The sequence below is a fragment of the Variovorax sp. GW821-FHT10D07 genome (genome assembly GCF_059415325.1).
The window spans coordinates 491303-513813 of record NZ_JBWKMZ010000002.1 but is presented as its reverse complement, the minus strand read 5'-3'; the positions used below and the strand labels follow the sequence as shown (position 1 = coordinate 513813).

Genomic DNA, 22511 nt, shown 5'->3' with positions numbered 1-22511 from the left:
AGCACAGGCCGCCATGGCTTGCTCGCCCCGGGGGCGAGCTCAGACCGCGCTGCGATGCCGCTCGATGCAGACGTCGAGCGTCTCGGCCCCCGGCCGCTGCCACCAGTCGAGGTTCGAGAAGATCTCGACCTCGCTGAAGCCCGCGAAGCCGGCGTCCTCCACCCAGCCGCGGATCTTCTTGAGCTCGACCACGCCGTCGCCCATCATCCCGCGGTCGGACAGCAGGTCACGCGTGGGCGTGAGCCAGTCGCAGACGTGGTAGGCCAGCAGGCGCTCGCGGCCCGCGCGCGCGATCTGCTGCTGCAGCTTCGGGTCCCACCACACGTGGTAGATGTCGAGCGCCACGCCGAGCATGCCGCTCCTGCCGGCATCGAGCTCGTCGCAGAGGTCGAGCGCGTGCTCCAGGGTGTTGATGCAGGCGCGGTCGGCCGCCTGCATGGGGTGCAGGGGCTCGATGGCCAGCGGCATGCCGACCTCGCGCGCGTACTCGAGCGAAGCCGCGATGCCGTCGCGCACTTCGGAGCGCGCCCGCGCGATGTCCCGGTAGGCGGCCTTGCCGTCGAGCGCGCCGGGCAGCGCGCCGACCACCAGCACGAGGCAGGGCGCATCGAGCGTCTTCGCCTCGTCGATGGCGCGGCGGTTGTCGTCGAGCGCGGCCTTCAGGCCCGCGGCATCGGGCGCCGGGAAGAAGCCGCCGCGGCAGTAGCCCGAGAGGCCGATGCCGTGCGCCTTCAGCTGCCGCGCGATCCTGTCGATGCCGACGGCCGCGACCTGGTCGCGCCATGGGCTGATGGCGCGGATGCCGCGCTCGGCGCACTGGTCGACGATGCGGTCGAGCGGCACCTCGGCGCCCGACTGCTTGCGCACCGTGGCGGTGTTGATCGAGAGCCAGTCGTGGTTCTGCGAGAAGTCGCGCATGGACGGGCTCACTCCACGCCGTGCAGCGACAGCAGCGTCTTCATGCGCCGCACCGCGAGCTCGGGCTGCTCGAACAGGTTGGCCGCGTCGGCCAGCCGGAACAGCTCGGCGAAGTGCTGCAGCGAGCGCGTGCTCTGCTGGCCGCCGACCATGGTGAAGTGCTTCTGGTGGCCGTTGAGCCAGGCCATGAAGACCACGCCGGTCTTGTAGAAGCGCGTGGGCGCGGCAAAGATGTGGCGCGACAGCGGCACGGTGGGGCCGAGGATCTCGTGGAAGCGCTTGACGCGGCCCGCGGCCAGTTCGCCGAGGGCGGCGCTGGCGGCCGGCGCGATGGCGTCGAAGATGCCCAGCAGCGCGTCGCTCTTGCCGTGCGTGGGGTGGCTGCCGTGGCCGTCGCCCGCGATCAGCTCGGCGTAGTTGAAGTCGTCGCCGGTGTACATGCGAACGCCCTGGCCGTCGGGGCCGCCGGTGGTCGGCAGGCGCCGGCGCATGGCGATCTCCTTGTCCTTGTCGAGCAGCGAGATCTTGATGCCGTCGACCTTGTCGGGATGAGCCGCGATCACGCCGAGCGCGGTCTCCATCGCGGCATCGACGTCGATCGTTCCCCAGTAGCCGGCCAGCGCGGGGTCGAACATCTCGCCGAGCCAGTGCAGCACCACGGGCTGCTTCGCCTGGCTCAGGATGCGGTCGTACACGCGCTCGTAGTCGGCCGGGCTCTTCGCAACGCGGGCCAGCGCGCGGCTGCACATCACGATCAGCTTGCCGCCGAGCTTCTCGATGGCGGCCATCTGCTCCTCGTAGCCGCGGATCACGTCGTCCACGCTCTTCACCGCATCGATGTCGAGGTGGTCGGTGCCGCAGCCCGAGGCCACGAGCGCGCCGGGAATGTCGCTGGCGGCGTCGATCGAGCGGCGGATCAGCTCGAGCGAGGTCGGCCAGTCCAGGCCCATGCCGCGCTGCGCGGTGTCCATGGCCTCCGCCACGCCCAGGCCGAGCGCGTAGAGGTGGCGCCGGTAGGCGAGGGTGGCGTCCCAGTCGACCGCGCATTGCAGCCAGGGATCAATGGCCGCGAGCGGGTCGGCCACGACGTGCGCGGCCGAGTAGGCGATGCGGTCGAAGCGCACGCCGGCGGCCGGTTTGACCGGCACGCTGCCGCGCAACGTGTAGGGGGCGAGCGCGCCGCCGGCGGTGGGAAGGGTGAGCGACAGGGCCATGCGCGGTCGCCTCCTCAGACCTTCAGCGCGGGCACGTCGACCCAGCGGCGGTCCTGCCACGATTCGAGCGCGGCCTCGACCAGCTGCACGCCCTTGGCGCCTTCGGGCAGGGTCCACTTGTAGGGCGCGTCCTCCACCACGTGGCGGATGAAGTGTTCCCACTGGATCTTGAAGCCGTTGTCGTAGACCTGCGAGTCCGGAATCTCCTGCCACTGGTCGAGGAAGTTCATGGTCTGCTTCTCGTCGGGGTTCCACACCGGGCGCGGCGTGGCCACGCGCGACTGGGCGCGGCAGCTCGACAGGCCGGCCACGGCCGAGCCGTCGGTGCCGTCGACGTGGAAGGTCACGAGGTCGTCGCGGCGCACGCGCGTGACCCAGCTCATGTTGATCTGCGCGATCACCGGCTCGCCGTTGTGGCCGGTGAGCTCGCAGGTGGCGTAGGCGGCGTCGTCGGCGGTGGCCTCGTAGGGCTGGCCGGCCTCGTCCCAGCGCTTCGGGATATGGGTGGTGCCCAGGCAGCTCACCGACTTGACCTCGCCGAACAGGTTGTCGAGCACGTAGCGCCAGTGGCACATCATGTCGAGGATCATCCCGCCGCCGTCTTCCTTGCGGTAGTTCCAGCTCGGGCGCTGGATCGGCTGCAGGTCGCCCTCGAACACCCAGTAGCCGAACTCCAGGCGCACGCTGAGCATGCGGCCGAAGAAGCCGGCGCGGCGCAGCATGTCGAGCTTGCGCAGGCCGGGCAGGAACAGCTTGTCCTGCACCGCGCCGTGCTTGAGGCCGTGCTTCTCCTTGGCCTCCTCGGCCAGGCGCGCGATCTCCACCGCCTCGTTGAGGTTGGTGGCGATGGGCTTCTCGCAGTAGACGTGCTTGCCGGCGCGGATCGCCTTGGCCAGCAGGGTGGGGCGCATCTGCGTGGTGCCGGCGTCGAAGAAGACGGTGTCGTCCTTGTTCTCGAGCGCCTTGTCGAGGTCGGTGCCCCAGCGCTGGATGCCGTGGGCCTTGGCCAGCGCCTCGATCTTCTCGGCGTTGCGGCCGATCAGGATCGGGTCGGGCATCACCTTGTCGCCGTTCGACAGCGTCACGCCGCCCTGGGCGCGAATGGCGCAGATCGAGCGGATCAGGTGCTGGTTCATGCCCATGCGGCCTGTGACGCCGTGCATGATGATTCCTAGACGTTGGGTGGGCATGTTCTTTCCTTGAGTGAGAGAGGGACAGAGAAGCGCTGCTTCAGTAGACGGAACGCATGGCGTCCCACGAGATGCCCGCGCCGGGCTGGCCGGTGGCGAAGCCGGGCGCGGAAGCGAGCGAGGACAGGGCGAGCTGTCCGCCGCGGATCGCGAGGCGCACCGCGCCATCGCTGGATTCGTAGAGATCGGGGTGGGCGCGCAGCAGCGCCCGCTGCTCGGCCTCGGGCACGGCCGCGAGGCCGTTGACGTAGTGGTGGCCGTTGCGCTCGACGTGCGAGAGGCCGAGCCAGCTCACGAGCGCCAGGTCCTGCTGCACGCCGAGGCCGGCCTGCATGGTCAGGTCCTCGCCCGAGAGGAAGTAGCGCGTGCCGTCGTCGGCCGCGTTCCAGCGCGCGCAGCGCGCCGCGTTGACGGCCGATTTGTAGAAGCCCTTGCAGCTCTTGCTCGACACGCCGGTGTAGCCGAGTTCGCGTGCCCGCACGAAGGCATCGAGCGTGGCATCGGATTCGTCGATGAGCAGCGGGATGCGCCGGCCGAGCGAGCGCACGTCGCGCTCGAGCGCGGCGTCGCGCCGGATCGGCTGCTCGACGAACACCGTCTTCTTCGCCAGCGCCCACAGCGCGGGCGTGGACAGCAGACGGTCGAGGAAGGCGCCGAAGGCATCGGCGTCGGCGTACTGCTCGTTGCCGTCGAGCGTGACCAACTGCGCATGGCCGTCGATGGCGCGCGCGATGCGTTCGAGCCGGTCGATGTCGCGCGCGGTGTCGCCGCAGAGCTTGAGCTTGAAGTGCGTGAGGCCGTAGCGGCGCACGGCGGCCACGAGCGTGGTGGGCAGGCCGTCGGCGGGTGCGTCGGGCAGGGCATCGTCGTCGTCGATCGCGTCGGCCAGGCCCACGGTGTGGCGCGCGGCGATGCGCTCCGAGGGGCGCTGCCGCGCGAGGAAGCCGGGCATGTCGAAACCGGCGAGGTCGTCGGCCAGGCCGCTGCCCGCGATGTCGATGCCGCCGAGATTGGCGCTCATCGCGGCGGCGAAGCCGGTGCCGGCATGCAGGCACAGCGCATCGAAGATCGCGCGGTCGATCAGGGCCGGCCCATAGCCCGCCACCAGCGGCTGCAGGCCCTTGGCACGGGCGCGCGCCATCAGCGCGGCGTAGTTGGCGGCGAAATGCGTCCACGCGGTCTGGGCATCGGCCTCGCCGGTGTAGGCCTCGCGCGCGTCGCGCAGCGCGAAGCGCAACTGCTCGAAGTTCTGTTCGTTGGTGAGCGCCGGGTTCTTGTCGAACCACTTGGGCACCATCATCTCGGCCGCGCAGCCGCTGGCCGTGCGGCCGTCCTCGAAGCGGATGCGCGCGCGCACGTAGACCTGCGGGCAGGCGGTGACGGTGGCGGCGCCGAAGCGGAACGGCAGCCGCAGCGCGACGTCGCGCTCGGCGAAGCGGATCTCCTCGACGTGGAAACGGGGCGCGTCCATGGCTTCGCTCTCAGTGGTCCAGGATGCCCTGCGAGAAGAAATGCGCGCGCACCAGCTTCGTGTAGTGGCCGAACTCGCTCGAGGCCATCATGTCCAGGGTGCGGGCGCGCGGCAGCTCGATGTCGTAGACGGCCGCGATCGAGCCGGGGCGCTCGCTCATCACGATCACGCGGTCCGACAGGAAGATGGCCTCGGGGATGCTGTGGGTGATCAGCATCACGGTCTTCTTCGAGGCCATCCAGATGCGCTGCAACTCGAGGTTCATCTTCTCGCGCGTCATCGCGTCGAGCGCGCCGAAGGGCTCGTCCATCAGCAGCACCGACGGATCGTGCAGCAGCGCGCGGCAGATCGAGGCGCGCTGCTGCATGCCGCCCGAGAGCTGCCACGGGTATTTGCGCTCGAAGCCCTTGAGGCCGGCCATGGCCATCAGCTCGTGGGCGCGCGCCTTGGCGGCGTCCATCGGCAGGTGGCGCATCTCGGCCTGCAGCAGGATGTTGTCCTCCACGCTGCGCCAGGGCAGCAGCACCGCGCTCTGGAACACGATGCCCACGTCCTTCTGCGGTCCCTGGATCGGCTTGCCCGCCAGCGTGAGGCTGCCACCGCTGATCGGCAGCAGGCCCGCCACCATCTTGAGCAGGGTGCTCTTGCCGCAGCCCGAGGGGCCGACGACGGAGACGAACTCGCCTTCCTTGATGGCGAAGTCGAGCGGCTTCAGCGACTCGACGGGGCCATCCTTGCTTTGGTAGATCTTCGAGACGCCGCGCGCTTCGATCAGTTGGACTGGAGACATGGAGCGTAGTAAAGGACGAAGCGAACGAGGTGACGGGGCGCTTGCGGCGTTTTCGGGGAACACCGCGGAACCGGCTTTGCCGGGCCGCTGGTGTTGCCCCCGGTAGGGGGTGGGAGAAGCGACACGAAGTGCGCGGAGCCTGGGGGCGAGCTGTTTACGGCAGGAAATCGAGCGTCACGTAGTCTTCTGGTTTGCCGCGCGTCGAGGCGTCCATGCCGCCGTACTGCACCAGCAGGTCCAGCGACTCGTTGACGTTCTTCATCGCCACGCGGAAGGGGCGCTGGTTCGCCGTGTCCTTGGTGTGATAGAGCGCCACGCTCTGCTTCATGCCCACGATCAGCGTGTCGCGCACGCCGGCCTTGGGGTTGGCCTTGAGCATCGCGTCGACCGCGGCCTCGGGGCTCTTCTCGGCCGCTTCGGCGGCCTTGGTCGAGGCGCGCATGAAGCGCTTCACCAGGTCGGGGTTCTCGGTCAGCAGGTTCTTGTTGGTGATGATCCCGGAACTGATCTGGTTCACGCCCGAGTCGGCGAAGCGGATCGGCGACACCGGCTTGCCGGTGGCGTCCTGCAGCTTGATCGCCTGGTCCATCACGTAGCCCAGCAGCAGGTCGGCCTGGCCGTTGATCACCGCATTGAGCTTGGTCTGGCCGTCGCCCGAGACGATCTTCACCTGGTCGGGCTTGATGTCGTTGACCTTGAGGAACAGCGGCCATATCTGCGACATCGAGTCGCCCGGCGTCACGGCCACGGTCTTGCCGACGATGTCCTTCGGCGTCTTGATGTTCTTCTCGGTGAAGCCCATGACCGACATCGGGCTGACCTGGAACAGCACGCCGGTGGACTTCAGCGGCGCGCCCTTGGCGGCGGCCTTGATCATGGTCGTGACGTCGATGTAGCCGAAGGTCGCCGACTTGGCGGCCACCGCCTGCGCGGTGACGGCGGAGCCGCGGCCTTCCTGGATGTCGAGGTCGATGCCTTCCTCGGCGTAGAAGCCCTTTTCCTTGCCGAGGAAGAAGGGCGCGTGCTCGCTGTACAGATACCAGTTGAGCATCAGCGTGACCTTGTCCTTGGGCTTGTCGCCCTGCGCATGGGCGGGAGCGATGGCGAAGGTGGCGAGCGCGGCGGCGGCGAGCAGCGAGGGAAGCAGTTTCTTCATGTCTTGTCTCCAGGGAGTTGTTGGCGTGGGCGAAGGAACCAGAAAGAAAAAGGGCGGGGTGGATCAGTCCGCGTGGCGCTGCGAGGCGTGCCAGGGAATCATCAGGCGCTCGACTAGGTCGACCGCCACGAACAGGATCACGCCGATGCTCGAGAGCACGACCAGCGCGGCGAACATCAGCGGCAGGTCGAAGTTGCCGTTGGCCACCTGCAGCACGTAGCCGATGCCCGAGTTGGAGCCGACGAACTCGCCGACCACCGCGCCGACGACGGCCAGCGTGACCGAGACCTTGAGGCCGCTGAAGATCTGCGGCAGCGCCTGCGGCAGGCTGATCTTGAAGAAGGTCTGCAGCCGGCTCGCGCCCATCGAGCGCGCGAGATCGAGCATGTCGGGCTCGACCGACTTGAAGCCCATCACGGTGGAGACCACCACCGGGAAGAAGCCCAGCAGGAAGGCCGAGATCACCTTGGGGAAGATGCCGAAGCCGAACCACACCACGAACAGCGGCGCGATCGCGACCTTGGGGATGCTCTGCGAGAACACCAGCAGCGGATAGACGTAGGACTCGACCAGCCGCGAGTAGGCGATGACCATCGCCATCGGAATGCCGATGAGGATGGTGAGGCCGAAGCCGCCGAGCGTGGCCAGCGTGGTCTTCCAGCTCTCGGCCAGCAGGCGCGGCCATTCGTTGATCAGCTGCTTCACCACCTCCCACGGCGGCGGGATCAGGTAGGCCGGGATCTTGAAGAGGCGGATCGCCAGGTCCCACAGCACCAGCAGCAGCAGGATCAGCAGGAAGGGGCGCAGCGCCGGGGAGAGCAGGAGTTTGCGGATCATGGAGAGCGCGCCGGTGGCGGCGCGGGACGTTCGGTCGGAAGTCGGTGGGCTGCGGGCGGAGCGGGGGATGCGGGCGCTGGCGGAAGCGGCGTTACTGCTGGACCGCGAGGCCGGCGGCCTTCACGAGCTCGGCGTTGCTCGCGATCTCCTGCTTGATGTAGGCATCGAACTGCGCGGGCTTGAGCGTCCAGGCATCGGCGCCGAGCTTGAGGAAGCGCTCCTTCACCTCGGGCGTGGCGAGGGCCTTCGCCACCTCGTCGTGCAGGCGGTCGACCACGGCGCGCGGCGTCTTCGCGGGCGCCATCATTCCGATCCAGAAGTTGAACTCGGAGCCGGGCACGCCGGCCTCGGCGGTGGTGGGCACGTCGGGCAGCGCCGCCGCGCGCTTGGGCGAACCCACGGCGAGCGCCAGCAGCTGGCCTTCCTTGATCTGGCCGATGACCGGCGCGATCGGCGAGAAGTAGTAGTCGACGCGGCCCGAGAGCACCTCGGTGACGGCCTCGCCCGATCCCTTGAACGGGATGTTGGTGGCGTCGATCTTGGCGGCCATCTTGAACTTCTCGGCGTTCAGGTGCGTAGCGCTGCCCTGGCCGGCCGAGGCGAAGTTCATGCTGCCGGGCTTGGCGCGCGCGGCGGCCAGCAGTTGCGGCAGCGTCTTGATGTTCTTCGAGGGCGCGATCACCAGCGCGTTGGGCAGCGAGGAGATCGGCGTGACGCCCGCGAAGTCGTTCACCGTGTCGAAGGGCAGCTTGGCGAAGGTGGAGGGGCTGACCGTGTGCGATGACGAATGGATCATCACCGTGTAGCCGTCGGCCGCCGCGGTGGCCACCGCCTGCTGGCCGATGGTGCCACTGGCGCCGCCGCGGTTCTCGATCACCAGCGGCTGGCCCATGCTCGCGCCCATCTTGTCGGCGATGGCGCGGGCAATGATGTCGGTGGTGCTGCCGGCCGCGAAGGGCACGATCACGCGGATCGGCTTGCTGGGGTAGGCGACTTCCGCGCCGGTGAGGGCGGGGAGCAGGGCGCCCAGGCCGACGATCGCGGCCAGCGTGGCGGTGCGTGCGAGTTGCTTCATGGGTGGTGTCTCCGCGCGGCGGGGCCGCTGGTGTCGTTGTGAGCTTAATTCACCAATAAGTGAATTGCTGATTTTAGGAACGCGGGCGCGGCAGCGTCAACGGGTGGACCCTGGTGGATACCCGTAGATCGTGGAAGCGATGGGGGCCGTCGCGCACGGCGATGGCGCGCGGCCCCGCCGCCGCGCGAGGAGCGGCAGGAAGCGACGGAGCGCGGCGGGAAGGGCTCTTCAGTGCAGCACGTAACCGAGCACGAGGTCGGTCATGTGCGAGAGGCGCTGCGCCATCGCCTTGGGCGCGCGCAGGTCACGGCCGAAGATGGCCGAGAGCGTGTGGTTGTTCGAGAGGTAGAAGTAGCACAGCGAGGCGATCGAGATGTAGAGCTGCACCGGATCGACGCCCGCGCGGAACAGGTTGTCGCGCCGGCCGCGCTCGAGCACCGTGTCGAGCAGCTGCACCAGCGGCGAGTTCATCTCCTGGATGCGTTCCGAGCGCTTGAGGTGCGAGGCCTGGTGCAGGTTCTCGCTGTTGAGCAGGGTGATGAACTCGGGATGCTCGAGGTAGTAGTGCCAGGTGAAGGACACCAGCTGGCGGATCGCCTCGACCGGATCGATCTCGTCGAGGTGCAGCCGTTGCTCGGCTTCGCGGATGTCGGCGTAGGTGCGCTCGAGCACCGCGAGGAACAGGTCGTCCTTGCTGCCGAAGTAGTAGTAGATGAGCCGCTTGTTGAGGCCCGCGCGCTCGGCGATGCTGTCCATGCGCGCACCCGCGAGGCCGCGCGCCGAGAACTCGTCGCGCGCCGAGGCGAGGATCGCGAGCTGCGAACGGTCGGCATCGCGCGAGCGGGGTTCCAGCGTGTCGGGGGCGGTGGCCTTCATGGCGCGAATTTAACCATTTGGGGAATTAAAACAAGGGAGGCGGGGCGGGCGCACATAATCGCCGCGGACAAAGTGTTGGAGTTCTACTGCTCATGAGTACATCACAACCCGCAGGCCACCTGATCGTCGAGTGCCTGCTCGAACAGGGCATGGAGATCGCGTTCGGCGTGCCCGGCGAGAGCTTCCTCGCGGTGCTCGACGGCTTCCATGCCTACGGCGAGCGCGCGCGCTTCATCGTCAACCGGCAGGAGGGCGGCGCGGCCTTCATGGCCGAGGCGCACGGCAAGCTCACGGGCCGCCCCGGCATCTGCTTCGTGACGCGCGGCCCGGGCGCCACCAATGCCTCGATCGGCGTGCACAACGCCTTCCAGGATTCCACGCCGATGGTGCTGTTCGTCGGCGACGTGGGCAGCGACTTCCGCGACCGCGAGGCCTTCCAGGAGGTCGACTACGGCAGCTTCTTCGGACCGAGCACCAAGGGCTTCGCCAAGCGCGTGGAGCGCATCGACGATGCGAACCGCATCCCCGAGTACGTCGCGCGCGCCTTCTCGACCGCGATGAACGGCCGCCCCGGCCCGGTGGTGCTGGTGCTGCCCGAGGACATGCTGCGCAGCGAGACCGCCGCGCGGCCGCTGCCGCGGGTGGAGGCGGTCGAGCCCTGGAGCGACCCGGGCGCGCTGCGCACCCTGCGCGAACTGCTGCTGAAGTCGCGCCAGCCGCTGGTGATCGCCGGCGGCGGCGGCTGGACCGCGCAGGCCGCGCAGGCGCTGCAGCGCTTCGCCGAGAACTGGCGGCTGCCGGTGGCCAATGCCTTCCGGTTCCAGGACACCTTCGACAACCACCATCCGCTCTATGCGGGCGATGCCGGCATCGCGATCAATCCGAAGCTGGCGCAGCGCGTGAAGGACGCCGACCTGATCCTCGCCATCGGCCCGCGCCTGGGCGAGATGACCACCGGCGGCTACACGCTGCTCGAGGCGCCGAAGGCGAAGCAGACGCTGGTGCACATCCATGCCAGCGCCGAGGAGCTCAACCGCGTCTACCAGGCCGACCTCGCGATCAATGCCGGCATGAGTGCCGCGGCGCGCAGCCTCGAGGTGCTGAGCGCGCCGCCCACGCTGCCCTGGGAGGACTGGGCGCTGCAGGCGAATGCCGACTACCAGGCCTGGCTCGAGCCGCAGGCGCTGGCCGGCATGCCCGAGGAAACGCCGCGCGGCGCGGTCGACATGGCGGCGGTGGTGGCGACGCTGCAGAAGCACCTGCCGGCCGATGCCACGATCACCAACGGTGCCGGCAACTTCGCGAGCTGGGTGCACCGCTACTTCCGCTACCACGGCCTCGCCAAGGGCCACAAGACGCAGCTGGCGCCCACCAGTGGCGCGATGGGCTATGGCGTGCCGGCCGGCATCGCCACCAGCCTCGCGACCGGCCGGGTGGCCTTCACGATCGCGGGCGACGGCGATTTCCTGATGACGGGGCAGGAGCTGGCCACGGCCGCGCAGCATGGCGGCAAGAGCATCGTCGTGCTGCTGAACAACGGCATGTTCGGCACCATCCGCATGCACCAGGAGCGCGAGTACCCCGAGCGCACCAGCGGCACCGCGCTGCGCAATCCCGACTTCTGCGGGCTGGCGCGCGCCTACGGCTATGCCGCCGAGCGCGTGACCGAGACCGCGCAGTTCGAGGCCGCGCTGCTGCGCGCGCTGGCGGCCGACACCGGCACGCTGATCGAGATTCCGCTCGACCCCGAGGTCATCACCACGCGCGGCACGCTGTCGTCGATCAGGCGCGCGGCGCAGCAGCAGGCGCGGGGCTGAGCGCGGCGCGATGCCTCGCGACCTCCGCGCGCAGGGCTGCGGAGCGCAGCTCGAACACCTCGAACAGGCCGAGCGCCTCGAGCGCGGGGATCAGCGCGACGAGGTCCTCGTGCGCGGCCTGGCGCTGCGCCTCGCCGGCCTGGGCGTCCTCCAGCACGCGCACGTTGGCGAGGAAGGCACCGACCGAGCCCTTGCGCACGGGCTGGCCGTTGAGGACGGCGAAGTTCTGGTCATCGGGCAGGACATCCTGGGCTTTCATGGCGGTTCCTTGAAGAAGAGAGGGAAGGGTGGATCGATGGCTTCGATGCTAGGCAGGCGCCGCGTTGCGGGCTTGCGGCGCGGTGCCAATCGGTATCGCCATCGGGCCATTTCGCAGATGGAGCGACGCGATGGCTGAGCTCATGGCGCGGCTCGATCTCAACGCCTACGAGGCACCGCGCACCACGGGCGCGCATGCGCACGAGGAAGGCCAGCTGTTCGCGCTGCGCGCCGGCCTGCAGCTGATCGAGACCAGCGCGGGGCGTTGGGTGCTGCCGCCCGGATGGATCGGCTGGATCGCGCCGCGCTGCGCGCACGCGGCGCAAAGCCATGGCGCGACGGCCGGGTGGAGCCTTTATCTCGATCCGGCGCTGACGACGGCCTTGCCAGCGCAGCCGCATGTGTTCGCGTCGACGCCGCTGATCCGCGAGCTGGTGGGGCGGCTGGTGTCGCTTGGCGAAGAGGGGGAGACAGCGCGCCGCCTGCGGCTGGTGGCCGTGCTGGTCGACGAACTGGCTGCGGGCGCGCGGACCTCGCTGCACCTCGCGCTGCCGCAGGAGCGGCGCCTGCTCGCGCTGGCCACCGCGCTGGCCGACGATCCCGCGCGCGACGACACGCTCGAGCAATGGGCCGATCGCATCGGCATGGCACGCCGCACGCTCACGCGCCGCTTCGCCGTCGAGACCGGCCTGAGCTTCGCGCAGTGGCGCCAGCAGGCGCGGCTGCTCAAGGCGGTGCAATTGCTGGGCATGGGCGAGCCCGTGACGGCGGTGGCGCTGACGGTGGGCTACAGCTCGGTGAGCGCATTCATCGAGACCTTCCGTCGCCATTTCGGCTGCACGCCCTCGCGCTTCTTTGCACAGGGTGCCGACGCAGCGCGCTGAGGCGATCGCAAAAGGCACGGACGAAAAAAAGCCGGCTGTCGCCGGCTTTCCTGATCGACCCGGAGGTCGTTCGAGTGGTGCGCTTACTTGACGTGCTTGCCGATCAGCGCGGCCAGTTCGAACATCGACACTTGGGCCTTGCCGAAGATTTCCTTCAGCTTGGCGTCGGCGTTGATGTTGCGCTTGTTGGCCTTGTCTTGCAGGTTGTTCTTCTTGATGTAGTCCCACAGCTTGCTCACGACGGCGGTGCGCGGCAGCGGCGTCGAGCCGACCACGGCAGCCAGTGCGGGGCTGGGGGTCAGGGCCTTCATGAAGGCGGCGTTCGGGGTGCGCTTCTTGGCGGGAGCCTTCGCAGCAGCCTTCTTCGCGGGTGCAGCCTTCTTGGCAGGAGCAGCAGCCTTCTTCGCCGGTGCAGCAGCCTTCTTGGCAGGAGCAGCAGCCTTCTTCGCCGGTGCAGCGGCCTTCTTCGCGGGAGCAGCAGCCTTCTTCGCGGGAGCAGCGGCCTTCTTTGCCGGAGCTTTCTTGGCCGGAGCCTTCTTTGCAGTTGCCATGGTTGATTTCCTTTTTTGGTTGAACAGTCACCAATGAAAAACAGGGTCTCCACTGGCATCGCGGATGCTAAATGAGAAAAAACGCGTTTCCAAGGGAAAAAGCGGTTTTTTCATTGGAGGCTGTTGTTTTTTCAGAGGGGAGAGCGCCCGTTTTGCCTGCGGCGCGTGGGCCAGGTCGCCAGGAAGACGCCAGCGAGAGCGAGCGCGAACGCGAACAGCTGCACCAGGGAGAGGCTTTCGCCGAGCACGAGCACGCCCACGAGGGCCGCGCTCACGGGCAGCATCACGGCGAAAACACCGGCCTGCGCGGCGGGAATGTGGCGCAGGCCGGTCATCCAGAGCCACACCGTCCAGATGCTCGCTGCGAGGGCATAGGCGACCAGCAGCAGCCAGAGGCCGGGGCGCACCGCGGCGAAGTCGAACTGCAGCGCGAACCAGATGCCCAGCGGCGTGCTGAGCACGAAGCCCCAGAGGTTGATCAGCGAGGAGATCCGCTTGGGGCCGAGCCGTCCGGTGAGCGACTTGCCGATCACCGCGTAGGCGGCTTCGCAGAGCACCGCGCAGAACACCAGCAGGTTGCCAAGCCACGGCATCGACGAGGACGCTCCCGTGCCCGGGTGCGCGCTCGCATGCGCCGGTGCGAGTGCGAGCAGCCCGATGCCGATCGCCGCGCAGAGGATCGCGAGGCCGATGCGCAGCGTGATGCGTTCGCGCAGGAACAGCCAGCTCGCCACCGCGACCGCCGCCGGGATCGACGCCATGATCACGCCCGCCGAGACCGCGCTCGTGAGGCTCACGCCGAACAGCATGCAGATCGAGAACAAGAAGTTGCCGAGGAAGGACTCGAGGAACACCAGCCAGCGCGTGCGCGCCGTCATCGGCGGTTCGTCGGGCGCGCGGCGCAGCCAGTGCGGCATGGCGAGCGCCGCGATGCCGAAGCGCAGCCAGGCCAGCAGCAGCACCGGGAAGGCCGCGACCAGCGGCTTGGAGAGAGCGACGTAGCAGCCGACGAGCGACATGCTCAGCGCGAGGCAGCCGTAGGCCATGAGCCGGCCTGGGGCGGGTGCGGCGGGGTTCAATAGACTGGGGTGATTTGGGAAAGGAGGCATCGATGATGCCAAAGGAGGCATCGATGATGCCGCAACCGACGCACGCGCCGGGCGTGCGCTACGTCTTCGTCTACGGCACCTTGCGCGCGGGTGGGCACAACGACATCGCGCGCTTCGCGCCGCTGCCGCGCCGCGTGGCCGATGCCGAGGTCGCGGGCACGCTCTACGACCTCGGTGCCTATCCGGGCATGGTGCTCGGCGGCGAGGGCCACGTGGCGGGCGAGATTTATGCGATCGATGCGCAGGTGGAGGCCGCGCTCGACCGGCTCGAGGAAGTCGCCGACGACGATTCGGGCGAATACATCAAGCGCTGGCTGCGCGTGCAGGCCAGCGACGGCCGCGCGTTCGATTGCCTGGTCTACGAGATCCATCCGTCGCGCATCGAGGGTCGCGCGGTGATCGCGGGTGGCGACTGGATCGCGCATTCGCGGCGTTGACGGCGCGCGTTTAGGCCCGCGTTTTTCACAGACGAAAGAGTGATTGCGCATCGTGAAAATCCACGCTGCTGCACCGCAGTATTTTTTCTCGATATGAGAAAGTTGTTTTCTCATTGAGAAATATCTCCGTAAGTTATTGATTTTGTTGATGCAAAAATATGTCTTCTATAAGACATAAGAGTGGGCGACGCGATTACAGTAAGCCCATGGCCGCAGCGCCGAAACGCTCGAAACCAACCCTTCAATCAACTCACGGAGTGACCATGCCCCAGACCCTCACCGAACAACTCAGCCGCGAACAGCAGATTGCCGCCCTCGAGAAAGAATGGGCCACGGACCCCCGCTGGAAGGGCGTGAAGCGCGGCTACAGCGCGGCCGACGTGGTGCGCCTGCGCGGTTCGTTCCCGATCGACTACACGCTCGCCAAGCGCGGCGCCGAGAAGCTCTGGGACAAGATCAACGGTGGTTCGAAGAAGGGCTACGTGAACGCCTTCGGCGCGATCTCCGCCGGCCAGGCCATGCAGCAGGCCAAGGCCGGCCTCGAAGCCGTGTACCTGTCGGGCTGGCAAGTGGCCGCCGACGGCAACAGCTCGGAAACCATGTACCCCGACCAGTCGCTCTACGCGTACGACTCGGTGCCCACCATGGTCCGCCGCATCAACAACACCTTCCGTCGCGCCGATGAAATCCAGTGGGGCCGTGGCGTGAACCCGGGCGACAAGGAATTCATCGACTACTTCCTGCCGATCGTGGCCGACGCGGAAGCCGGTTTCGGCGGCGTGCTCAACGCCTTCGAGCTGATGAAGAACATGATCGCCGCGGGCGCTGCCGGCGTGCACTTCGAAGACCAGCTCGCCGCCGTCAAGAAGTGCGGCCACATGGGCGGCAAGGTGCTGGTGCCGACGCGCGAAGCCTGCGAGAAGCTGATCGCTGCGCGCTTCGCCGCCGACGTGCTGGGCGTGCCCACCATCGTGCTGGCCCGCACCGACGCCGAGGCCGCGAACCTGATCACCTCCGACCACGACGCCAACGACAAGCCCTTCCTGACCGGCGAGCGCACCTCGGAAGGCTTCTACCGCGTGAAGAACGGCCTCGAGCAGGCCATCAGCCGCGGCGTCGCCTACGCGCCCTATGCCGACCTGGTGTGGTGCGAAACCGGCGTGCCCGACATCGGCTTCGCCCGCGAGTTCGCGCAGGCCGTGCATGCCGCCTGCCCGGGCAAGCTGCTGTCGTACAACTGCTCGCCGTCGTTCAACTGGAAGAAGAACCTGGACGACAAGCAGATCGCCACCTTCCAGGAAGACCTCTCGGACCTGGGCTACAAGTACCAGTTCATCACGCTGGCCGGCATCCACGTCAACTGGTACAACACCTTCAAGTTCGCGCACGCCTATGCACGCGGCGAGGGCATGAAGCACTACGTGAACATGGTGCAGGAGCCGGAATTCGCGGCGCGCGAACAGGGCTACACCTTCGTGTCGCACCAGCAGGAAGTCGGCGCGGGTTACTTCGACGACGTGACCACCGTGATCCAGGGCGGCCAGTCGAGCGTGAAGGCATTGACCGGCTCGACGGAAGAAGAGCAGTTCCACTGAGCAACTGACTCGACATTCGCTGTCACCTTGAAGCCCGGCCGCGCGCCGGGCTTTTTTTCGTCCGTGCCCGGCCCGCCTCAGTCGCGCATGCGCACTTCGCGCACGCCGCGGCCCAGCTTCTGGCGCAGCAGGGTGCGCAAGGTCACGCCGTCGGCGTAGCCGACCAGCGCGGCGATCTGCTCGAGGCTCCGGTCGCTGGTCTTGAGCAAGTGCACCGCGCGCTCGACGCGCAGGTCCTGCACGTAGCCGAGCGGGCTCTTGCCGAGCACCTGCTGCAGCCGGCGCGCCAGCGTGCGCTTGCTGGTGCCGACGGCGCGCGCCGCGTCGTCGAGCGAGAAGCCGTCGGCCAGCCGCGTACGCGCCCAGCGCTCGAAGCGCTCGACCATCGGATCGGCATGGCTCAGGTGGTCGTGGATCACGTAGGCGGATTGCGCGGGCCGCGAATCGACGATCAGGTAGCGCGCCACCGTGGCGGCCAGCTCGGGACTGACCTGGCGCACCAGCCACAGCGCCATGTCGACATGGCCGAGCGCCGCGCCGGCGGTGACCAGCGACGGGCCCGAGGGCACGAGCATGCGCGTGTCGTCGAGCCGCACCTCGGGATAGCGCTGGCGGAACATCGAGGCGAGCCACCAGGTGGTGGTGGCCTGCTGACGATCGAGCAGGCCCGATTCGGCCAGCACGAAGGTGCCGATGCAGGCGGCGGCGATCTTCGCGCCCTCGTCGGCACGTTCGCGCAGCGCGGCGCCGGCATCGGCGATGTCCTTGCGTTCGAGCGCCCGCGCCAGGCCCTCGGGCATCTTCTCGCCGATGGCCGGGATCGCGATCCAGTCGGGTGCCTTGGCGGCGGCGAACGGCACGACCGGCACGCTCAGGCCTTGCGCGGTGCGCACGCGCTTGCGCAGGCCGGCGAGGCGGACCTCGAAGGGCGGCACGCCGAGCGCGAGCAGGCCCGCCAGTTCGTTGGCGGTGGTGAAGACGTCGGCCACCGTGGCCAGGCCGGTGTCGAACACGCCGTCGAGCGCGAGGATGTCGAGTCGCATGGCAATAACAATATCGAAGATGTCAAAAATGCCAATAGGTGAGAGCGAGCGGCGACTCTAGAGTCGCCACAGCGGTTGCGATCCGCGCGCCGCTTCCACCTAGCAACGACCGGAGATGTCCATGATCAAGTTCGCCCTGTTCGCCCGCCTCGAAGCCAAGCCCGGCAAGGAGGCCGAGGTCCAGCAGTTCCTCGAGGCCGGCCTCGCGATGGCGCGCGACGAAGCCACCACGCCGATCTGGTTTGCGCTGCGACTGTCGCCGACCACCTTCGGCGTGTTCGATGCGTTCGAGACCGAGGCGGACCGCCAGGCGCACCTCGTCGGCCCGATCGCGCAGGCGCTGATGGCGAAGGCGCCCGAGCTGTTCGCGAAGCCGCCGGCGATCGAGCCGATCGACGTGCTGGGGCTCAAGAACGCGGCGGCCGCGGCGTAATGGACTAAAGGGGCGCTCGGCACGGCCCGCGCGCCGAGCGGCTAGAATCCGAGGCTCCACTGTCAACAAGGGCGAGAAAGGCACTTTGGTTATGACACCGCGAACTACTCCGCAAGCCACCTGCGGTGTTTTCTTCTTCGAAGGAAGCGCCCGCTAAACCGCGCGCGCTGGTTCGAGCCAGCTTCCCTGCCACAGCAAAGCGCGGTCATCCACCGCGCTTTTTTGTTTTTCGCCCGAGGTTTTTCATGATCCACATCACGCTCCCCGACAACTCGCAGCGCGAGTACCCCGGCCCGGTCTCGGTGGCCGACGTTGCCAAGTCCATCGGCCCCGGCCTCGCCAAGATGACGGTGGCCGGCAAGGTCGACGGCCGTCTGGTCGACGCCAGCGACGTCATCGACCACGATGCCAAGCTCCAGATCATCACGCCCAAGGACGACGAGGGCCTGGAGATCATCCGCCACTCGACGGCCCACCTGGTCGGCCACGCGGTCAAGCAGCTCTATCCGACGGCCAAGATGGTGATCGGCCCGGTGATCGAGGAGGGCTTCTACTACGACATCGCGTTCGAGCGCCCCTTCACGCCCGAGGACATGGCCGCGATCGAGGCGCGCATGCGCGAGCTGATCGCGCAGGACTACGACGTGGTCAAGAAGATGACGCCGCGCGCCGAGGTGATCGAGGTCTTCAAGTCGCGCGGCGAGGACTACAAGCTGCGCCTGGTCGAGGACATGCCCGACGAGCAGGCCATGGGCCTGTACTACCACCAGGAATACGTCGACATGTGCCGCGGCCCGCACGTGCCGAACACGCGCTTCCTCAAGGTCTTCAAGCTCACGAAGCTGGCCGGCGCCTACTGGCGCGGCGATGCCAAGAACGAGCAGCTGCAGCGCATCTACGGCACGGCCTGGGCCGACAAGAAGCAGCTCGACCAGTACATCCAGCGCATCGAGGAAGCCGAGAAGCGCGACCACCGCCGCCTCGGCAAGGAACTCGACCTGTTCCACATCGACGAAGTGGCGCCGGGCGTGGTGTTCTGGCATCCCAAGGGCTGGGCGATCTGGCAGCAGGTCGAGCAGTACATGCGCGGCATTTACCGCGACACGGGCTACTGGGAAGTGAAGGGCCCGCAGATCCTCGACAAGAGCCTGTGGGAGAAGACGGGCCACTGGCAGAACTACCGCGACAACATGTTCACGACGGAGTCGGAGAAGCGCGAGTACGCGCTCAAGCCGATGAACTGCCCTGGCCACGTGCTGATCTTCAAGAGCGACCTGCGCAGCTACCGCGACCTGCCGCTGCGCTACGGCGAGTTCGGCCAGTGCCATCGCAACGAGCCCAGCGGCGCGCTGCACGGCATCATGCGCGTGCGCGGCTTCACGCAGGACGACGGCCACATCTTCTGCACGGAGGACCAGATCCTCGACGAATGCATCGCCTACACGGCACAGCTGCAGAAGGTGTACGCGGACTTCGGCTTCACGGACATCCTCTACAAGGTCGCGACGCGGCCCGAGAACCGCGTGGGCTCCGACGAGCTCTGGGACAAGGCCGAGCACGCGGTGATGGAATCGCTGCGCCGCTCGGGCGTGGAGTTCGTGATCGCCCCGGGCGATGGCGCCTTCTACGGACCGAAGATCGAGTACACGCTGCGCGATGCGATCGGCCGCCAGTGGCAGTGCGGCACGATGCAGGTCGACTTCAACACGGCCGAGCGCCTGGGCGGCGAGTACGTGACGGAGTCGAGCGGCCGCGCGCACCCGGTGATGCTGCACCGCGCGATCGTCGGCAGCCTCGAGCGATTCATCGGCATGCTGATCGAACACCATGCCGGCGCGATGCCCGCCTGGCTCGCGCCGGTGCAGGTGGCGGTGCTCAATATCAGCGAAGGACAGGCCGACTACGCTGCGCAAGTTGCGAAAACGCTGCAAAATCAAGGGCTTAGGGTCCAGCTTGATCTGCACAACGAGAAGATTACGTATAAAATACGCAAGCATTCGTTGCAAAAGCTCCCTTACATCGTTGTCGTGGGCGACAAGGAAAAGGAAGCTGGCGCCGTCGCAGTGCGCGCCCGGGGCAATCAAGACCTCGGTGCAATGTCCCTCGAATCGTTCGTGCAACGGGTCGTCCAGGACATTGCTGACAAGCGTTGATTTGTCGTCGAAACACCCCACATGTTTCTGTGCCAAATATACCGCTTGCCCGCGAGGACTGAGCGGCTTTCGCTACTTTTTTTGTAGCAAAACTTAGAGGATACCAACCATCGCTACTGCATTTCGCGACCGCCGCCACCGCGAGGAACGCCAACATCGCCTGAACCGGGAAATCATGGCCCCGGAAGTCCGCCTGATCGGCCCGGATAACGAGCAATTGGGTGTTGTGAGTCTTGCGGAGGCCTTGCGTCTCGCCGGTGAGCAGGACGTGGATCTGGTGGAGGTCGTTGCGGCGGCCAATCCACCGGTGTGCCGCCTGATCGAGTACGGCAAGTTCAAGTACCACGAGCAGAAGAAGGCGGCCGAGGCGAAGTCCAAGCAGAAGGTCATCGAGGTCAAGGAAATCAAGTTCCGGCCCGGTACCGACGATGGCGACTACAACATCAAGATGCGCAACATCCGGCGCTTTCTTGAGGATGGCGACAAGTGCAAGATCACGCTGCGCTTCCGGGGGCGCGAGATCACGCACCAGGAACTCGGTCTGGCCCTGCTGCAGCGCATCCGCGACGAGCTCGGCGACACGATCCTCGTCGAGCAGTTTCCGAAGCTCGAAGGCCGGCAGATGATCATGATGATCGCGCCGGGCCGCAAGAAGCCCGGCAGCGCTCCGGCAAAGTCGGCGACGGAAGCCGCCGCGGCACCGACCACCGTCGGCGCCTGAGCGAAGGATCCGGCCGGGCCCGGCGGCGAAAGCCCCGGGTGCCGACGGAAGCGAGAATTTGAAGGGATTTCGCCGATCGCCGGCGCGTGCTGAAAGGCAAGCGCAGGCGGTGGCGGGATGAAGAAGTGTCTCGGGGCCAACAAGTCCATGGAGTTCATCCAAGGCGCCTCACGAGCACAAATTAAAGGAGCATTCACATGCCCAAAATGAAGACCAAGAGCAGCGCGAAGAAACGTTTCCGCGTTCGTCCCGGTGGCACCGTCAAGCGCGGTCAAGCCTTCAAGCGTCACATCCTGACCAAGAAGACCACCAAGAACAAGCGTCACCTGCGTGGTGCGGTGTCGGTGCACGAAACCAACATGGTTTCGATGGCCGCGATGCTGCCCGGCATGGGCATTTGATCAACTGACGAACAAGGAGTAATCACATGCCTCGCGTCAAACGTGGTGTAACGGCTCGCGCCCGCCACAAGAAAGTTCTCGCACTCGCCAAGGGTTTCCGCGGTCGCCGCGGCAATGTCTTCCGCATCGCCAAACAGGCGGTGATGAAGGCAGGCCAATACGCCTACCGTGACCGCCGCACCAAGAAGCGCGTGTTCCGTCAACTGTGGATCGCGCGTATCAACGCCGCCTCGCGTGAACTGGGCCTGACCTACAGCCAGTTCGCCAACGGCATCCGCAAGGCCGGGATCGAGATCGACCGCAAGATGCTTGCGGACATCGCCGTGCACGACAAGGCCGCTTTTGCGGGCATCGTGGAGCAGGTCAAGGCCAAGCTGGCTGCTTGATTCTGCACAGCGGGAGACCGTCCCCGGACAGTTTCCTGCGCCCACGGCACAAGGGCTGGCGCTTGAAAGAGCACCAGCCCTTTTTTATTTTTCCCCGAAGAAATCTGTTGTTGCTATGAACGAGTTGGACTCCCTGGTCGACACCGCACGTGCCGCCTTCGCGCAGGCGAAGACCCCCGCAGAGCTCGAGAACGCCAAGGCCCAGTTCCTGGGCAAGTCGGGCCGCATCACCGAGCTGATGAAGGGCATGGCCGCACTGAGCGTCGACGAGAAGAAGTCGCGCGGTGCCGCCATCAACGTGGCCAAGCAGGCGATCGAGTCCGCCCTCAACGAACGCCGCCAGCAACTGGCCGACGAGGAGCTCTCGCAGCAGCTGCGCGCCGAGGCGCTCGACGTGAGCCTGCCCGGCCGCCGCCGCATCCCGGGCGGCCTGCACCCGGTGAGCCGCACCCTCGAGCGCATCGAGGAGATCTTCTCGAGCATGGGCTTCGACGTGGCCGACGGCCCCGAGATCGAGAGCGACTGGCACAGCTTCACCTCGCTCAACAACCCGCCGAACCATCCGGCGCGTTCGATGCAGGACACCTTCTACGTTGACCTGAACGGCGAGGACGGCATCCCCTACAACCTGCGTCCGCACACCAGCCCGATGCAGGTGCGCTACGCCCACCAGCACATCAAGAAGTACGCGGCCGAGTTCGCGGCCGCGGCCGCCGACACCACCGGCACGTTCAAGGCGCCCGAGATCCGCGTGATCGCGCCGGGCCGCACCTACCGCGTCGACAGCGACGCCACCCATTCGCCGATGTTCCACCAGTGCGAAGGCCTGTGGCTCGGCGAGAACGTGAGCTTCAAGGACCTCAAGGTCGTCTTCACCGACTTCTGCCGCACCTTCTTCGAGCGCGACGACCTCGTGCTGCGCTTCCGGCCCAGCTTCTTCCCGTTCACCGAGCCCAGCGCCGAGATCGACATCCAGTTCCAGAGCGGCCCGCTGGCCGGCCGCTGGCTCGAGGTGTCGGGTTCGGGCCAGGTGCATCCGAACGTGGTGCGCAACATGGGCCTCGACCCCGAGCGCTACATCGGCTTCGCCTTCGGCATGGGCCCCGACCGCCTCACGATGCTGCGCTACGGCGTGAACGACCTTCGCCTGTTCTTCGACGGCGACCTGCGCTTCCTCTCGCAATTCCAGTGATCGG

General features: G+C 67.3%; 23 protein-coding genes. 10 read left to right on the top strand and 13 right to left on the bottom strand.

Translation table 11 applies throughout. The annotated features are described in order from the left end of the window. Window positions 1-39 precede the first annotated feature (39 nt). From AC07PU_RS07690 to AC07PU_RS07650, 9 genes are all read right to left on the bottom strand, one after another. Window positions 40-918, bottom strand: coding sequence for a sugar phosphate isomerase/epimerase family protein (locus AC07PU_RS07690; protein WP_495316554.1), 879 nt, complete (start codon window positions 916-918; stop codon window positions 40-42). 8 nt (window positions 919-926) lie between these two features. After that, complete coding sequence (locus AC07PU_RS07685) at window positions 927-2132, bottom strand: dihydrodipicolinate synthase family protein (protein WP_495316552.1); 1206 nt, start codon at window positions 2130-2132, stop codon at window positions 927-929. A 14-nt stretch (window positions 2133-2146) separates the two neighbouring features. Beyond that, window positions 2147-3322, bottom strand: a complete 1176-nt coding sequence (locus AC07PU_RS07680) for a Gfo/Idh/MocA family protein (protein WP_209540883.1) — start codon at window positions 3320-3322, stop codon at window positions 2147-2149. Between the two features lie 40 nt (window positions 3323-3362). Beyond that, entirely contained in the window at window positions 3363-4793 is a 1431-nt protein-coding gene (locus AC07PU_RS07675) for an enolase C-terminal domain-like protein (protein ID WP_495316549.1), read from the bottom strand. A gap of 10 nt (window positions 4794-4803) precedes the next feature. After that, window positions 4804-5583, bottom strand: a complete 780-nt coding sequence (locus AC07PU_RS07670) for an ABC transporter ATP-binding protein (RefSeq protein WP_093342911.1) — start codon at window positions 5581-5583, stop codon at window positions 4804-4806. A 154-nt stretch (window positions 5584-5737) separates the two neighbouring features. Continuing rightward, the gene (locus tag AC07PU_RS07665; protein WP_495316547.1) at window positions 5738-6739 is read right to left on the bottom strand and encodes an ABC transporter substrate-binding protein; all 1002 of its coding nucleotides are present in this window, start codon (window positions 6737-6739) and stop codon (window positions 5738-5740) included. 63 nt (window positions 6740-6802) lie between these two features. Further along, on the bottom strand, window positions 6803-7576 hold the full coding sequence (locus tag AC07PU_RS07660; protein ID WP_093342908.1) for an ABC transporter permease: 774 nt from the start codon (window positions 7574-7576) through the stop codon (window positions 6803-6805). Window positions 7577-7667: 91 nt separating this feature from the next. Next, window positions 7668-8651, bottom strand: coding sequence for a tripartite tricarboxylate transporter substrate binding protein (locus AC07PU_RS07655; RefSeq protein WP_495316545.1), 984 nt, complete (start codon window positions 8649-8651; stop codon window positions 7668-7670). Window positions 8652-8879: 228 nt separating this feature from the next. Further along, entirely contained in the window at window positions 8880-9527 is a 648-nt protein-coding gene (locus tag AC07PU_RS07650) for a TetR/AcrR family transcriptional regulator (protein ID WP_281077614.1), read from the bottom strand. Window positions 9528-9619: 92 nt separating this feature from the next. On the opposite strand from AC07PU_RS07650, the gene AC07PU_RS07645 reads away from it, so the two are divergent. Continuing rightward, a complete protein-coding gene (locus AC07PU_RS07645; RefSeq protein ID WP_495316542.1) occupies window positions 9620-11344 on the top strand; it encodes a thiamine pyrophosphate-binding protein in 1725 nt (574 codons plus the stop codon). Here the strand turns inward: AC07PU_RS07645 and AC07PU_RS07640 are convergent. Next, window positions 11310-11603: a hypothetical protein gene (locus AC07PU_RS07640; protein ID WP_209540877.1), complete on the bottom strand. Its 294-nt coding sequence runs from the start codon at window positions 11601-11603 to the stop codon at window positions 11310-11312. The two genes, AC07PU_RS07645 and AC07PU_RS07640, sit on opposite strands and share 35 nt — an antisense overlap. Window positions 11604-11733: 130 nt before the next feature. Here AC07PU_RS07640 and AC07PU_RS07635 point away from each other — a divergent pair, with 130 nt between their 5' ends. Then, window positions 11734-12486, top strand: a complete 753-nt coding sequence (locus tag AC07PU_RS07635; RefSeq protein WP_495316539.1) for an AraC family transcriptional regulator — start codon at window positions 11734-11736, stop codon at window positions 12484-12486. Window positions 12487-12569: 83 nt separating this feature from the next. On the opposite strand, the gene AC07PU_RS07630 is transcribed toward AC07PU_RS07635, so the two are convergent. Together AC07PU_RS07630 and AC07PU_RS07625 are read right to left on the bottom strand one after the other, a co-directional pair. Continuing rightward, on the bottom strand, window positions 12570-13037 hold the full coding sequence (locus AC07PU_RS07630; RefSeq protein ID WP_093342900.1) for an SWIB/MDM2 domain-containing protein: 468 nt from the start codon (window positions 13035-13037) through the stop codon (window positions 12570-12572). Window positions 13038-13168: 131 nt separating this feature from the next. After that, window positions 13169-14083, bottom strand: coding sequence for a DMT family transporter (locus AC07PU_RS07625; protein ID WP_208509703.1), 915 nt, complete (start codon window positions 14081-14083; stop codon window positions 13169-13171). Window positions 14084-14169: 86 nt separating this feature from the next. On the opposite strand from AC07PU_RS07625, the gene AC07PU_RS07620 reads away from it, so the two are divergent. After that, window positions 14170-14583: a gamma-glutamylcyclotransferase family protein gene (locus tag AC07PU_RS07620; protein ID WP_495316536.1), complete on the top strand. Its 414-nt coding sequence runs from the start codon at window positions 14170-14172 to the stop codon at window positions 14581-14583. Window positions 14584-14846: 263 nt separating this feature from the next. Next, entirely contained in the window at window positions 14847-16178 is a 1332-nt protein-coding gene (aceA, locus tag AC07PU_RS07615) for an isocitrate lyase (protein WP_093342897.1), read from the top strand. A 77-nt stretch (window positions 16179-16255) separates the two neighbouring features. Here aceA and AC07PU_RS07610 read toward each other — a convergent pair whose 3' ends face one another. Beyond that, the gene (locus tag AC07PU_RS07610; protein ID WP_495316533.1) at window positions 16256-17221 is read right to left on the bottom strand and encodes a GlxA family transcriptional regulator; all 966 of its coding nucleotides are present in this window, start codon (window positions 17219-17221) and stop codon (window positions 16256-16258) included. Window positions 17222-17342: 121 nt separating this feature from the next. On the opposite strand from AC07PU_RS07610, the gene AC07PU_RS07605 reads away from it, so the two are divergent. The 6 genes from AC07PU_RS07605 to pheS all read left to right on the top strand — a co-directional run bounded on the left by AC07PU_RS07605 (window position 17343) and on the right by pheS (window position 22507). After that, window positions 17343-17654 (top strand): putative quinol monooxygenase, encoded by a 312-nt coding sequence (locus tag AC07PU_RS07605; protein WP_495316531.1) that lies wholly within the window; start codon window positions 17343-17345, stop codon window positions 17652-17654. Window positions 17655-17899: 245 nt separating this feature from the next. Continuing rightward, window positions 17900-19807, top strand: a complete 1908-nt coding sequence (gene thrS, locus AC07PU_RS07600) for a threonine--tRNA ligase (protein ID WP_208509700.1) — start codon at window positions 17900-17902, stop codon at window positions 19805-19807. Window positions 19808-19907: 100 nt separating this feature from the next. Then, complete coding sequence (gene infC / locus AC07PU_RS07595) at window positions 19908-20528, top strand: translation initiation factor IF-3 (RefSeq protein WP_093342892.1); 621 nt, start codon at window positions 19908-19910, stop codon at window positions 20526-20528. 197 nt (window positions 20529-20725) lie between these two features. Then, window positions 20726-20929 (top strand): 50S ribosomal protein L35, encoded by a 204-nt coding sequence (rpmI, locus tag AC07PU_RS07590; RefSeq protein ID WP_057596107.1) that lies wholly within the window; start codon window positions 20726-20728, stop codon window positions 20927-20929. Between the two features lie 26 nt (window positions 20930-20955). Then, window positions 20956-21315 (top strand): 50S ribosomal protein L20, encoded by a 360-nt coding sequence (gene rplT, locus AC07PU_RS07585; protein ID WP_012747009.1) that lies wholly within the window; start codon window positions 20956-20958, stop codon window positions 21313-21315. Between the two features lie 115 nt (window positions 21316-21430). Further along, window positions 21431-22507: a phenylalanine--tRNA ligase subunit alpha gene (pheS, locus tag AC07PU_RS07580; protein WP_495316527.1), complete on the top strand. Its 1077-nt coding sequence runs from the start codon at window positions 21431-21433 to the stop codon at window positions 22505-22507. Window positions 22508-22511 lie beyond the last annotated feature (4 nt).

Excerpts from the sequence above, each read along its gene's own strand:
- AC07PU_RS07690 (WP_495316554.1), bottom strand. The coding sequence starts at position 918 with ATGCGCGACTTCTCGCAGAACCACGACTGGCTCTCGATCAACACCGCC.
- AC07PU_RS07685 (WP_495316552.1), bottom strand. The coding sequence starts at position 2,132 with ATGGCCCTGTCGCTCACCCTTCCCACCGCCGGCGGCGCGCTCGCCCCC.
- AC07PU_RS07680 (WP_209540883.1), bottom strand. The coding sequence starts at position 3,322 with ATGCCCACCCAACGTCTAGGAATCATCATGCACGGCGTCACAGGCCGC.
- AC07PU_RS07675 (WP_495316549.1), bottom strand. The coding sequence starts at position 4,793 with ATGGACGCGCCCCGTTTCCACGTCGAGGAGATCCGCTTCGCCGAGCGC.
- AC07PU_RS07670 (WP_093342911.1), bottom strand. The coding sequence starts at position 5,583 with ATGTCTCCAGTCCAACTGATCGAAGCGCGCGGCGTCTCGAAGATCTAC.
- AC07PU_RS07665 (WP_495316547.1), bottom strand. The coding sequence starts at position 6,739 with ATGAAGAAACTGCTTCCCTCGCTGCTCGCCGCCGCCGCGCTCGCCACC.
- AC07PU_RS07660 (WP_093342908.1), bottom strand. The coding sequence starts at position 7,576 with ATGATCCGCAAACTCCTGCTCTCCCCGGCGCTGCGCCCCTTCCTGCTG.
- AC07PU_RS07655 (WP_495316545.1), bottom strand. The coding sequence starts at position 8,651 with ATGAAGCAACTCGCACGCACCGCCACGCTGGCCGCGATCGTCGGCCTG.
- AC07PU_RS07650 (WP_281077614.1), bottom strand. The coding sequence starts at position 9,527 with ATGAAGGCCACCGCCCCCGACACGCTGGAACCCCGCTCGCGCGATGCC.
- AC07PU_RS07645 (WP_495316542.1), top strand. The coding sequence starts at position 9,620 with ATGAGTACATCACAACCCGCAGGCCACCTGATCGTCGAGTGCCTGCTC.
- AC07PU_RS07640 (WP_209540877.1), bottom strand. The coding sequence starts at position 11,603 with ATGAAAGCCCAGGATGTCCTGCCCGATGACCAGAACTTCGCCGTCCTC.
- AC07PU_RS07635 (WP_495316539.1), top strand. The coding sequence starts at position 11,734 with ATGGCTGAGCTCATGGCGCGGCTCGATCTCAACGCCTACGAGGCACCG.
- AC07PU_RS07630 (WP_093342900.1), bottom strand. The coding sequence starts at position 13,037 with ATGGCAACTGCAAAGAAGGCTCCGGCCAAGAAAGCTCCGGCAAAGAAG.
- AC07PU_RS07625 (WP_208509703.1), bottom strand. The coding sequence starts at position 14,083 with ATGGCCTACGGCTGCCTCGCGCTGAGCATGTCGCTCGTCGGCTGCTAC.
- AC07PU_RS07620 (WP_495316536.1), top strand. The coding sequence starts at position 14,170 with ATGATGCCGCAACCGACGCACGCGCCGGGCGTGCGCTACGTCTTCGTC.
- aceA (WP_093342897.1), top strand. The coding sequence starts at position 14,847 with ATGCCCCAGACCCTCACCGAACAACTCAGCCGCGAACAGCAGATTGCC.
- AC07PU_RS07610 (WP_495316533.1), bottom strand. The coding sequence starts at position 17,221 with ATGCGACTCGACATCCTCGCGCTCGACGGCGTGTTCGACACCGGCCTG.
- AC07PU_RS07605 (WP_495316531.1), top strand. The coding sequence starts at position 17,343 with ATGATCAAGTTCGCCCTGTTCGCCCGCCTCGAAGCCAAGCCCGGCAAG.
- thrS (WP_208509700.1), top strand. The coding sequence starts at position 17,900 with ATGATCCACATCACGCTCCCCGACAACTCGCAGCGCGAGTACCCCGGC.
- rpmI (WP_057596107.1), top strand. The coding sequence starts at position 20,726 with ATGCCCAAAATGAAGACCAAGAGCAGCGCGAAGAAACGTTTCCGCGTT.
- rplT (WP_012747009.1), top strand. The coding sequence starts at position 20,956 with ATGCCTCGCGTCAAACGTGGTGTAACGGCTCGCGCCCGCCACAAGAAA.
- pheS (WP_495316527.1), top strand. The coding sequence starts at position 21,431 with ATGAACGAGTTGGACTCCCTGGTCGACACCGCACGTGCCGCCTTCGCG.